Source organism: Mucilaginibacter sp., assembly GCF_035492695.1.
Lineage (GTDB): Bacteria > Bacteroidota > Bacteroidia > Sphingobacteriales > Sphingobacteriaceae > Mucilaginibacter.
In genome coordinates this window covers 94379-106633 of sequence record NZ_DATJJC010000015.1, presented here as the reverse complement: position 1 = coordinate 106633, position 12255 = coordinate 94379, and the positions used below count along the sequence as shown (strand labels likewise).

The 12255-nt window shown below is 43.6% G+C and carries 14 protein-coding genes; 8 read left to right on the top strand and 6 right to left on the bottom strand.

What is annotated here, in order from left to right; all coding sequences use genetic code 11:
• Positions 1-3: 3 nt before the first annotated feature.
• Positions 4-654, bottom strand: coding sequence for an ABC transporter ATP-binding protein (locus tag VL525_RS10325; RefSeq protein WP_325386114.1), 651 nt, complete (start codon positions 652-654; stop codon positions 4-6).
• 135 nt (positions 655-789) lie between these two features.
• On the opposite strand from VL525_RS10325, the gene sucC reads away from it, so the two are divergent.
• From sucC to VL525_RS10305, 4 genes are all read left to right on the top strand, one after another.
• Positions 790-1983 (top strand): ADP-forming succinate--CoA ligase subunit beta, encoded by a 1194-nt coding sequence (sucC, locus tag VL525_RS10320; RefSeq protein ID WP_325386112.1) that lies wholly within the window; start codon positions 790-792, stop codon positions 1981-1983.
• 200 nt (positions 1984-2183) lie between these two features.
• Positions 2184-2720: a YceI family protein gene (locus tag VL525_RS10315; protein WP_325386110.1), complete on the top strand. Its 537-nt coding sequence runs from the start codon at positions 2184-2186 to the stop codon at positions 2718-2720.
• Between the two features lie 121 nt (positions 2721-2841).
• Positions 2842-3462: an L-threonylcarbamoyladenylate synthase gene (locus VL525_RS10310; protein WP_325386108.1), complete on the top strand. Its 621-nt coding sequence runs from the start codon at positions 2842-2844 to the stop codon at positions 3460-3462.
• A 37-nt stretch (positions 3463-3499) separates the two neighbouring features.
• On the top strand, positions 3500-3925 hold the full coding sequence (locus tag VL525_RS10305) for a hypothetical protein (RefSeq protein WP_325386106.1): 426 nt from the start codon (positions 3500-3502) through the stop codon (positions 3923-3925).
• Here the strand turns inward: VL525_RS10305 and trpA are convergent.
• From trpA to trpD, 4 genes are all read right to left on the bottom strand, one after another.
• Positions 3922-4692: a tryptophan synthase subunit alpha gene (gene trpA / locus VL525_RS10300; RefSeq protein ID WP_325386104.1), complete on the bottom strand. Its 771-nt coding sequence runs from the start codon at positions 4690-4692 to the stop codon at positions 3922-3924. The two genes, VL525_RS10305 and trpA, sit on opposite strands and share 4 nt — an antisense overlap.
• An 89-nt stretch (positions 4693-4781) precedes the next feature.
• On the bottom strand, positions 4782-5963 hold the full coding sequence (gene trpB, locus VL525_RS10295) for a tryptophan synthase subunit beta (protein ID WP_325386102.1): 1182 nt from the start codon (positions 5961-5963) through the stop codon (positions 4782-4784).
• The gene (locus VL525_RS10290) at positions 5960-6574 is read right to left on the bottom strand and encodes a phosphoribosylanthranilate isomerase (protein WP_325386100.1); all 615 of its coding nucleotides are present in this window, start codon (positions 6572-6574) and stop codon (positions 5960-5962) included. Before VL525_RS10290 ends, trpB begins: the two co-directional genes overlap by 4 nt.
• A 3-nt stretch (positions 6575-6577) precedes the next feature.
• The gene (gene trpD / locus VL525_RS10285; RefSeq protein WP_325386098.1) at positions 6578-7570 is read right to left on the bottom strand and encodes an anthranilate phosphoribosyltransferase; all 993 of its coding nucleotides are present in this window, start codon (positions 7568-7570) and stop codon (positions 6578-6580) included.
• A 286-nt stretch (positions 7571-7856) separates the two neighbouring features.
• Here trpD and VL525_RS10280 point away from each other — a divergent pair, with 286 nt between their 5' ends.
• Positions 7857-8825 carry an ion channel gene (locus VL525_RS10280; protein ID WP_325386096.1) on the top strand — a complete coding sequence of 323 codons (969 nt, stop codon included), beginning with the start codon at positions 7857-7859 and terminating at the stop codon, positions 8823-8825.
• Positions 8826-8892: 67 nt separating this feature from the next.
• Entirely contained in the window at positions 8893-9981 is a 1089-nt protein-coding gene (locus VL525_RS10275) for an SBBP repeat-containing protein (RefSeq protein WP_325386092.1), read from the top strand.
• A 10-nt stretch (positions 9982-9991) separates the two neighbouring features.
• Here the strand turns inward: VL525_RS10275 and mce are convergent, their stop codons facing one another.
• Positions 9992-10393, bottom strand: a complete 402-nt coding sequence (mce, locus tag VL525_RS10270; RefSeq protein WP_325386090.1) for a methylmalonyl-CoA epimerase — start codon at positions 10391-10393, stop codon at positions 9992-9994.
• 105 nt (positions 10394-10498) lie between these two features.
• On the opposite strand from mce, the gene VL525_RS10265 reads away from it, so the two are divergent.
• Entirely contained in the window at positions 10499-11710 is a 1212-nt protein-coding gene (locus VL525_RS10265; RefSeq protein WP_325386088.1) for an IscS subfamily cysteine desulfurase, read from the top strand.
• 105 nt (positions 11711-11815) lie between these two features.
• Positions 11816-12229, top strand: a complete 414-nt coding sequence (iscU, locus tag VL525_RS10260; RefSeq protein WP_325386086.1) for a Fe-S cluster assembly scaffold IscU — start codon at positions 11816-11818, stop codon at positions 12227-12229.
• Positions 12230-12255 lie beyond the last annotated feature (26 nt).

Here is a 12255-nt window from a genome sequence, read left to right as displayed (position 1 = left end):
TCATTAAACAATTAAACCATCCTTCATCAGCACCTTCCTGTCAGAAAGCCCGGCAAGGTGCTCATTGTGCGTAACGATCACAAAAGTTTGATCGAACTCATCGCGAAGCCTTTTGAACAAGCTGTGCAGTTCCCCGGCATTGGTCGAATCAAGGTTACCCGAGGGCTCATCGGCAAAAATGATAGACGGGTCATTGATCAGCGCCCTTGCCACGGCCACCCTTTGCTGCTCGCCACCCGAAAGCTGGCTTGGTTTATGGGTCAGCCTCTCCGAAAGACCTAAAATATCAAGCAGTTTTCGCGCTTTCTTTTCGGCATTGCTTCTCGATTCACCAGATATTAATGCGGGGATGCAAACATTCTCCATTGCATTAAACTCAACAAGCAGGTGATGGAACTGGAAAACAAAACCGATCTTATGATTCCTGAATGTGCTGAGGTCTTTATTATTCAGGCTGCTTACATTAGTATTGCCGATGACAACATGCCCCGAATCAGGTTTATCAAGTGTGCCAAGAATATTCAGCAAGGTACTCTTGCCCGCACCGGACGCACCGAGAATAGTCACTATTTCGCCTTTTTTAACTTCAAGATCGACACCTTTAAGTATTTGCAGTTGTCCGTATGTTTTATGGATAGCATGAGCCCTGAGCATGGGGCTAAATTAGTGAATACTGAGTAGAGATTGGAAATTAGTTGGCATTATTGAAAACTAATCGCTGAAGACCATGCTAAGCCCGCTGAATTTGTGAAACAAAATTGTAGATTTGCCCCAAATTCTACTCACCATATGAATATTCACGAATACCAGGGCAAGGCTATTTTAAAAAGCTTTGGCGTACGAGTTCAGGAAGGCATTGTTGCCGACACTGTTGAACAGGCTGTCGCAGCCGCTAAAAAACTAAAAGAAGATCTAAATTCGAGCTGGGTAGTTATAAAGGCGCAGATACATGCCGGTGGTCGCGGAAAAGGCGGCGGTGTTAAACTGGCTAAAAACCTGGATGAGGTAAAGGAAAAAGCCGGCAATATCCTGGGAATGCAACTGGTAACCCCCCAAACCGGCCCGGAGGGTAAAAAGGTAAATAAGGTACTTGTTGCACAGGATGTTTATTATCCCGGCGAAAGCGAAACCAAAGAGTTTTATATCAGTGTCTTGCTCGATCGCGCAAAAGGGCGAAACATCGTGATGTATTCAACTGAAGGTGGTATGGACATCGAACACGTTGCCGAGCATACCCCGCATTTAATATTTAAGGAAGAAATTGACCCAAAAGTAGGTTTGCAGCCATTCCAGGCCCGTAAGATAGCATTTAACCTTAACCTGACCGGGGAAGCGTTTAAGGATATGGTAAAATTTGTAAGCGCACTTTATAAAGCTTATGATGCTACCGATTCTTCATTATTCGAGATCAACCCCGTTCTGAAAACATCGGACAATAAAATTTTGGCGGTAGATGCAAAGGTGAACCTTGATGATAACGGTCTGTTCCGTCACCCTGATTTTGCTGCGCTACGCGATCTGGCCGAAGAGGACCCAACCGAAGTAGAAGCAAGCAAATCAAACCTGAACTACGTGAAACTTGATGGTAACGTAGGTTGTATGGTAAACGGTGCAGGCTTGGCCATGGCCACTATGGACATCATTAAACTTGCCGGCGGCGAACCTGCCAATTTCCTCGATGTTGGCGGTACGGCTAATGCGGAGACTGTGAAAGCCGCATTTAATATTATACTGGAAGATCCTAAAGTAAAGGCAATTTTGATCAATATATTCGGCGGCATCGTACGTTGCGACCGTGTTGCACAGGGTGTTATTGATGCTTACCAGGAATTAGGCAATATCAACGTGCCTATCATTGTCCGCTTACAGGGCACCAATGCCGAAGAAGCGAAAGCACTGATCGATAATTCAGGATTAAAAGTTTACTCTGCTATCCTGCTTAAAGAAGCGGCAGAGCGTGTAAAAGAAGTTCTGGCCTTGTAAGTCAGTGATTTGAGATTAGTCAAGAAATATTAGCCCGTTTATAACGGGCTTTTTTGTTGAATCTCTCGAACAAATGTATCATTGGAATGTTAATGTCTACATGTTTTGTCGACAAAATGTAATCTTAACAAAATGATAATAGATGTTTAAACATATATTTATATCTTTGTTTAAGATTTACAATAAAACAATTATAAGCTATGGCAAACGTAACAAAATGGGTTATTGACCCAATGCACTCAGAAGTACAATTTAAGGTAAAACACCTTGTTATTTCGACAGTAACTGGTTTCTTCAAAAGCTTTGAAGGAACAGTAGAAACTGAAAATGATGATTTCAGCGATGCGAAGATCAATTTTTCGCTGGATATAAACAGTATAGATACCACACAAACTCACCGCGACGAGCATTTGAAAGGACCCGAGTTTTTTAATGCAGAACAGTATCCTCATATTAAATTCGCTTCCACCTCGTTTACCAAAACAGGTGATGACGAATTTGAATTAAAAGGCGACCTGACCGTTAAGGATGTAACCAAACCGGTAGTCCTAAATGTGGAATATGGCGGATCAGCAACCGACTTTTACGGCAACACAAAGGCAGGTTTCGAGATCACAGGTAAAATCAACCGCAAGGAATTTGGCCTTACCTGGGATGGTGTGACCGAAGCAGGCGCTATTGTAGTTGGTGAAGACATCAAACTTCATATTAATATCCAGCTTGCGAAACAAGCGTAATCTGAATTTCGGATATCGAATTGTCGATTTCGGATTTCGATGAGGAATACGAAGCCATTTGCATTTGCACGTGGCTTTTTCTTTTTTTAAAACTATCTAAAGGTATATTTGCTAAACCAATATGCTGATCAAAATATATCCCGAAAACCCAAACCCTAAAGCTATTGAGCAGGTAGTGGATATGCTGCGTAAAGGTGGTATCATCATCTACCCTACCGATACCGTATATGGCCTGGGATGTGATATTACCAATCAAAAAGCGATAGAGCGTATTTGCCAGATCAGGCGTATCAAACCCGAGAAAGCAAACCTGTCGTTCATTTGCTATGACCTAAGCCATATATCAGATTATACCAAACCGATAGATAATACCATTTTCCGGATGCTAAAAAAGGCCTTGCCGGGACCATTCACTTTTATCTTTAATGCAAGCCATAACGTACCTAAGCTTTTAAGCCTAAATAAAAAAACAGTCGGCATACGTGTGCCTGATAACGATATCGCACGGGAGATCGTAAAGCAATTGGGTAACCCTATTGTATCTACTTCTATCCACGATGATGATGAAGTGATGGAATATTCGACCGACCCTGAATTGATCTACGAAAAATACCAGGACCTTGTAGATATCGTCATCGACGGAGGTTATGGTGGAAATATTGCATCAACAGTAGTTGATTGTACCTCTGGTGAGCCGGAAGTATTGCGCGAGGGTAAAGGCGAACTGGAATTATATCTGTAACAAAGATTTTGGCTATGTTTGCCAAAAATATCCGGTCTTGTTCAGAGCGCAATTATCCAGCAATTTAATTCCCGAAAAAATAATAATAGCCGTGGTGCCCGTTATCACATTTTTTTCGTGGGCGGCGCTACCTGTCATCGTCGCGGCTTTGCTATTTGTGCTGATGCTGCTTTTGGTGCCTTACAGCATTTATACCATCTACATGGCGCCGCTTAATATTTCTTATGATGAATCGTTCCTGTTTATGACGAACAGGAAAACTGAAAAGATAATCCGGTTAAAGGACATCAGCCGCATAGAGCCTGTAGCCAGTTATTCAAGCCTCAGAAAAAGATGGCAGATAAGCTACACAGAAAACGGAGTTGAGCAAGAGCTGTTTTTCTTTCCGACTGGCACAACCGCCATAATGCAATTCAAAAAAGTCGCAAGAGCGCAAAATCCGATGATATTTGCGGCAGATTAAGGCCGTATAGATCTAACAAATTCCGGTATTCTTTCCAGGTAATTTTCAGTTCCTAAAAACTTGACGAAAGCGCTGCCTACAATAGCCCCGCGCGCATATTCACAAGCCTTGTTAAATGTTTCTGTATTGGAGATACCAAAGCCGATTATGGCCGGGTTCTTCAACTGCATCAATTTAACGCGCTTATAATAATCCTCTATCAAATTGGAAACCTGCAGGTTTTTGCCGGTAATGGATGACGATGACAGCAGGTAAATAAAGCTATCGCTCAGGCCGTCGATCTTATGTATGCGTTCTTCCGATGTTTGAGGTGTAACCAGGAAAATATTGCTGAGGTTGTTATCCTTAAAGCTTTGGGCGTAAAGGTTTTCATATTCATACATGGGCAAGTCGGGTACGATAACACCGTCGACGCCTACCTCAGCCGCTTTTTTACAGAAACGCTCTACGCCGTATTGCACCATCGGGTTTACATAACCCATTAACAAGATAGGCATGCTGACACGCTTCCTGATATTTTTCAGCTCGCCAAAAAGCCTGTTCAGGTTCATACCATTTTCCAAGGCTACTTGTGAACTGTGCTGAATGGTTGGCCCATCCGCAACCGGGTCGGAATATGGGAAACCGATCTCCAAAAAATCAACACCCGCCTTTTCCAGGGCTTCTGCAATAGCAACAGTGGTATTCAGCCCGGGGTAACCGGCGGTAAAGTAAATGGATAAAAGATTTTCTTTTTTTGAGTCGAAAAGTTTATTTAGTCGGTTCATGAGCCTCATCCCACCCCTCTCCGGTAGAAAGGGGCTTGTAATTTCGTTTAATATAAAAGTCTCCGCTACCGGCGGAGATTTAGAGGCGTCTAATATCCGAAATGTTTTATATACGTATTCAGATCTTTATCTCCCCTGCCCGAAATACAGATCACTATGTTATCGGTCTGGTTGAATTTCATTTTTTCAAGGTGCGCCAACGCGTGCGCTGTTTCAATGGCTGGTATTATACCTTCCAATTGGCAACATAACAGGCCTGCCTGCAAGGCCTCATCATCAGTAGCGCTTACATACTGGGCACGTTTGATCTTGTACAGGTGCGCATGCTGCGGCCCTATACCCGGATAATCCAAACCAGCTGAGATAGAATAAGGCTCAACCACCTGCCCGTCGTCGGTCTGCATCAGGATGGTTCGGCTGCCATGAAGCACGCCTTCGCGGCCTAAAAACGTTGTCGCTGCCGAATGCCCGCTGTCTACCCCTTGCCCTGCCGCTTCTACAGCTATCAGCTTTACAGATTCATCATCCAGGAAATGATAGAACATTCCCATGGCGTTACTTCCGCCACCCACACAGGCCATTACATATTGGGGAAGTTCATTGCCGGTTCTTTCTAACAGCTGTTTTTTTGCCTCCTCAGAAATGATGGATTGAAACTGTGCCACCATTTCAGGATAGGGATACGGTCCCACCACCGAGCCTATAATATAATGCGTATCTACCGGGTTATTTATCCAGTCGCGCATGGCTTCGTTGGTCGCATCCTTTAAAGTTTTACTTCCCGATGTGGCGGGAACCACCTTAGTGCCAAGCATTTTCATGCGGGCAACATTTGGGGCCTGGCGTTCCATATCCACTTCTCCCATGTACACGACACATTCTATGCCTTTCAGTGCGCAAACCGTTGCAGTTGCTACGCCATGCTGCCCGGCGCCGGTTTCGGCAATTATGCGCTTTTTACCCAAACGAATAGCAAGCAGTATCTGCCCAATGGCATTATTGATCTTATGCGAACCGGTGTGGTTCAGGTCCTCGCGCTTGAAAAATATGTTCGCCCCATATTTTTTCGAATATCTTTTGGCGTGATATAAAGGCGATGGCCGGCCCACATAATCGCGCAGTAACTGGTCATATTCCGCCTTAAAATCGGGGTCATTCAGAATAGTTAAATATTGCTGCCGCAATTCCTCGACGTTGGGATACAGCATTTCAGGGATATATGCCCCGCCGAAATCGCCATAATAGCCCTGCTCGTTTACTCCGTATTTCATTTTAATAGTTCAAATGCCTTTTTTAATTTATCAATATCCTTTAAACCGGGCTCCAGTTCAAACCTGCTGTTAAGGTCGACGCCATAAAATTGAGGATGACTGATTGCCTTTACCTCGTCCAGGTTCTCCAAACTCAAGCCGCCGCTTAAGAAAAAGGGGATATTCATCTTATAGTTATCCAGTAATTTCCAGTCAAAGGTTTGTCCGGAACCGCCATGTTTAGCTGTTTTTGTATCGAACAGTAAATAATCAACCGACCCGTTGTACTTGTCCAATTTGGCAAAATCAAAACTATCATCGAGCCCAAAAGCTTTTATAACGGTTACCTTGTCTTTAAACAAAGCGCAAAACTCCGGACTTTCATTGCCGTGTAATTGTATGGCGTCAAAGTTATAGTTATCGATAAGTTTGGAGATAACTTCTTCATCTTCATTTACAAGCACTGCTGTTTTATAAATATTTTCGGACAGGGTGGCTAATACTTCACCCTCAAGTTCGGACGCATATCTTGGCGATGGCGCATAGCATATAAAACCCACGTAATCGGGCCGCAATGCCGCCACTGCGCTGATATTGTCAGGATGTTTTAAACCGCAAACTTTTATCTTCATCACTTAATTACTGCTAATTAAACTATTAAAGCTTTTCAAAGCCTTTTTATTCAACAGGGACTCCTCGGCCTCATAAAAACAGTCGCCGAATGTTTTATCTGGGTTTATTGTCCGTATAGCGATGGCCGCATTGCATAAAACCACATTCGCTTGTGCCGGTGTCGATTCATTATTCAAAACACTCATAAATATATTAGCTGAATCTTTAACAGTACTTCCGCCCATTATTTCGTATGGTTTAAGCTTTTCAAATCCAAGAGCTTCTATTGTATTTATCTTTTCGCCTTCAGCGGAGAATGTTTTAAAGTCGCCGGTAAGCGAAACTTCGTCATAACCGTCCAAAGCATTCAGAATGGTATATTTTACATCTGATTTCTGGTAGAGGTAGGCATACATCCGCGCCAGTTCCAAACTAAATACGCCTACCATCTGATTTTTCGGTTTTGCGGGGTTCACCATCGGCCCGAGCATATTAAAGAAGGTTTTCACACCCAGTTCGCGGCGTATGGGCGCAACGGTTTTCATAGCCGGATGAAACAGCGGCGCGTGCAGGAAACAAATATTGGCCTTATCTATATTTTTCTTCAGGTGATCTGTATCGTTGGTGAACTGGTATCCAAGAAACTCGATAACGTTGGACGATCCGCAGCCAGACGAAACGCCGTAATTACCATGCTTGGCGACTTTGTATCCTGCCCCGGCAACAACGAACGATGCTAGGGTAGATATATTAAAAGTATCCTTTCCGTCGCCGCCGGTGCCACAAAGGTCCACCACGTCATTGGTGCCGAGATTAGCTTCCAAGCACAAATCAAGCATCGCATCACGGAAACCTTCCAATTCGTCCACAGTGATACTGCGCATGCAATAAGCTGTCATAAAAGCAGCCATTTGCGAATTGTTGTACTGCCCTTTCGCAATATTGGTCAGTATCTCCCTTGACTGCTCACGGGTGAATGTCTTATTTTCAAAAAGGTGGTTAAGTATTGCTTTCATGTTAATTGAGCATAAAAAAAGGGTTGCCTTGCGGCAACCCTCTGCATATATTTTTTTCAAACAAAAACAGGACTGCCTTACGATTACTCGTTAAGCCACCACCAGTTGTTGTTTAATGTATTTTTCATTGTTATGGCACAAATATGGAAATAGTTTTTACTAAAAGCAAGGGGAATGATATTTTTGGTGTAAGTTGATTAGGTTAAGTGGTTTATTGAGTTGATTTAGTTAATTTCTGAACCAATTTAATCAACATAGTCCAGCTTAATCAACCAATAATTCAGAAATGCCCATCAAAAAACAAAAATATAATCCCGAAGACGACCTCGGTTTTGGTTCACAGCCGGTTATCAAAAGTCAGCCACTGATCAAACAGGATGGTTCTGTCAATGTCAAACGCGTCGGTCTGCCGGTTTTCAGGCCTTACGATAATTATCATAAGCTGATAACCATGAAATGGGGTAAATTCTGGCTGCTTATACTTGCCTGTTACCTGGCTATCAATATTGTATTTGCTTCTATCTATTTAGCGATAGGGGTACAGTACCTCAATGGCGCCGAAGGCACAAATACATTTGAGCATTTTTGGGATGCCTTCTTTTTCTCGGCACAAACCATTTCAACGGTTGGTTATGGGCACATCAGTCCGAAAGGAATGGCGACAAACAGCGTAGCTGCTCTCGAATCGATGATGGGCCTGTTAGCGTTTGCTTTAGCTACCGGGTTGCTTTACGGGCGTTTTTCGAGGCCATCGGCTAAGATCACTTACAGCGGCAACCTATTGGTAGCCCCTTATATGGAAGATCACCATGGATTAATGTTTCGCCTGGCCAACCTGCGTAGAAATACACTCATAGACCTGGATATAGAAGTTATCTTTTCGTTTAACGAAGATGTAGGCGGCAAGATCATGCGTCGGTTTTACCAGCTTGAACTTGAGCGAAGAAATGTAAGTATTTTGACTCTTAACTGGACAGTTGTCCATCCGTTGAATGACAAAAGCCCGCTGAAGGACATGACACCGGATGACCTTCAAAAATCGCAGGCGACATTTGCGGTGCTGCTAAAAGCATTTGACGACACCTTCTCACAAACCGTTCATTCGCGGACATCCTACCAGCATAGCGACCTGGTTTGGGGGGCCAAATTCAAGCCCACCTTTGACCGGGATGAAGATGGGCGTATAGTATTGGACTTGAGCAAGATAGGCGATTTTACAAATGTAGATTTGCCGGCTGTTCAAAAAACTAATTAAATAGTTGATAATTTGTTTTATTATACTTATCTTTATACATATCCCTGATTTGCTAACCTTATTCGCTATGAAATCAACCATTAAATTTGTCTTTAACTCATTTGCTGTTGCAGCTTTGATCGGTCTTGCCGGTTGCTCTAATAAGCAAAGCCCTGCTCCTTCCAATGCAGATACAAATCCCGCCATAGTTTATAATGCCGGCAACCACGCGGCTCAATATCCAACAACGGGGATGATGATTGGGGCCAACGGGAATTTATATATAGCGGATGTTGCTACCAATACCATAAAAATGATAACTGCGACAGGCGACGTTACTCTTATTGCAGGCAGCGGTTCTGTTGGGGCGGCCGATGGCAAGGGTGCTTTAGCCAGCTTTAATTTGCCGGAAGCGCTTTTTATTGACGCGTCCAATACGATCTACGTTGCAGATGCCGCAAATAACCTGATCAGGAAAATAACACCAGACGGCACGGTTTCAACCCTGGCAGGCAGCGGAAACATTGGACATGCTGATGGGAAAGGCACCGCTGCGAGTTTTAATTTCCCACAGGGCATCGCAGTAGATAAAAATGGGAATATATATGTGTCAGATACAGGCAACGATCTGATCAGAAGGATAACACCGGATGGGACCGTTTCAACCCTTGCCGGAAAAATTGCCCTGGGAAATGCAAATGGTATGGGCGCAAATGCCACTTTCAATATTCCGCAGGGACTTGCTTTAGATGCAGCGGGTAATTTATACGTAGCCGATGCCGGAAACAACCTGGTAAGGAAAATAGAAGCGTCGGGAATGGTAAGTACCTTTGCGGGCAGCGGTCATGCAACATCTTTCAACGGGGCCGGCACCCTGGCGAGCTTTAATTTTCCTGATGCTATCACTATGGGAACAAATGGAAACTTGTACGTCACCGAAGCTTTTGGCGGACATGTCAGCAAAATAACCCCCGAAGGAAATGTTACCGGAATTAGCGGATTTGATATAGCCGCCTACACGAAAGGCTATAACATTGTTGAATATAACAGGAACGTTGGAACACCCGGGCCATTATCGGTTGTACGTCCGAACGGCGTTGCCGTCAACACAGCATCATATACTGTATATATAGCCGATTCGGGCAATAACCTTATCGCACAGGCAAGCGGATTATAAGGAGAAGTTATTATTTAATCTCCTGGCAAAGCTCTATCAAGACGCCATTAACGCTTTTTGGATGGACGAAACATACTAGTTTATTATCTGCGCCGGATTTAGGTTTGTCATTTAAAAGGACAAAACCTAAGCCCTTCAGACGTGCCATTTCGGCTTCAATATCCTCAACGTCAAAGGCTATATGATGAATGCCCTCTCCCCTTTTTTCGATAAATTTGGTGATGGGGCTATCCGGCGAAGAAGATTCAAGCAATTCTATTTTATTTGGGCCTGATTTTAAGAATGCCGTTTTAACTCCCTCGGATTCAACATCTTCAATTTTATACACGGAAGTGTTCAATAGCACTTCATATATCTTGCCTGCATCGGCTATACTATTGACGGCAATCCCGATGTGCTCGATCTTTCTCATTCCCAAATATTGCAAATAATTACGTTTTTCTGATTATTCCCCTTTGTTTTGAATGATTATAAATAAAAACTTTGCGTATCTTTGTATTGTTAATAAAATTACGATATGGATCTGCCAATATACCTCGATAATAATGCAACGACACCCATGGACCCACGGGTACTGGATGCAATGTTGCCTTATTTCAATCAAAAATTCGGCAATGCCGCCAGCCGCAATCATGCGTTTGGATGGGTAGCTGAAGAAGCCGTTGACTACGCCCGCGAGCAAGTGGCCAAATTGATAGGTGCAAACGAAAAAGAGATAATTTTTACTTCCGGCGCCACCGAAGCGGACAACCTGGCTATCAAGGGTGTTTTTGAAATGTATAAGGAAAAAGGCAATCACATTATTACTGTAGTTACCGAACATAAGGCGGTTTTAGATACCTGCCACCATGTTGAGAAACTTGGCGGAAGGGTAACTTACCTTGGTGTTAAGGAAGATGGCATGATCGACCTGGCTGAATTGGAAGCAGCTATGACACCGGAAACCATCCTGGTATCTATTATGTATGGCAACAACGAAATAGGCGTAATACAGCCAGTAAAAGAGATAGCTGCCATTGCACATAAATCCGGCGCCTTATTTATGACAGATGCTACGCAGGCAGTAGGTAAAATACCAGTTGATGTAAACGCAGATGGTATTGATCTGCTGGCTTTTTCGGCGCATAAAATATATGGGCCTAAAGGTGTAGGTGCATTATACGTTCGCCGTAAAGGACCAAGGGTAAAAGTTACCGCCCAAATGGACGGTGGCGGTCACGAGCGCGGTATGCGCTCGGGTACTTTAAATGTACCGGGTATTGTAGGTTTTGGTAAGGCATGCGAATTATGCGCACAGGAAATGGAAAGCGAAGCAAAACGTTTATCCGCATTACGTGATAGATTACAGGCAGAGTTAACCGTATTGGAAGAAAGCTATGTAAATGGGAACCAGGAACATCGCTTACCACATGTCGCTAATATATCCTTTAAATATGTGGAAGGTGAAGGTTTGATGATGGCCATGAAGGACCTGGCAGTATCGTCAGGGTCTGCATGTACATCAGCTTCGCTTGAACCATCGTATGTATTAAAAAGCTTGGGCCTGTCGGACGACCTGGCACACTCTTCGATACGTTTTGGTTTGGGAAGGTTTACTACCGAAGAAGAAGTCGATTACGCTATTGAAGTCACCAGGAAATCCGTATTGCACCTGCGCGAACTTTCACCGCTTTGGGAAATGTTTAAGGAAGGCGTGGATCTGAGCAAAATAGAGTGGGCGGAACATTAATTACAGATGTGCGAATGTGCAGATGTAGTTTCAATATAAATAACAACGGGTTTTGGATGCAGATTCAAATAATTCATTAAATCACTATTTCAATAATTTAAAGCTATGGCTTATTCAGATAAAGTAATCGATCACTACACAAACCCCCGCAACGTGGGCACTTTGGACAAGAGCAGTGCAAAAGTGGGCACAGGTTTGGTAGGAGCACCTGAGTGCGGCGACGTAATGCGCCTGCAGATCCAGGTTGATGACAATAACGTGATCACCGATGCTAAGTTCAAAACATTTGGCTGCGGTTCGGCTATTGCCTCTTCATCATTAGCTACCGAGTGGCTTAAAGGCAAGTCGATAGACGATGCGATGAAAATTGACAATATGGATATTGTTGAAGAACTGGCATTGCCGCCGGTAAAAATTCACTGCTCGGTGTTGGCAGAAGATGCTATCAAGGCAGCTATTAACGATTACCGCGTTAAAAATGGCATGGCTCCAATAGAAGCGGAAAAAGCACACCACTAAAATTGGTGAATAGTGAGTAATGAATG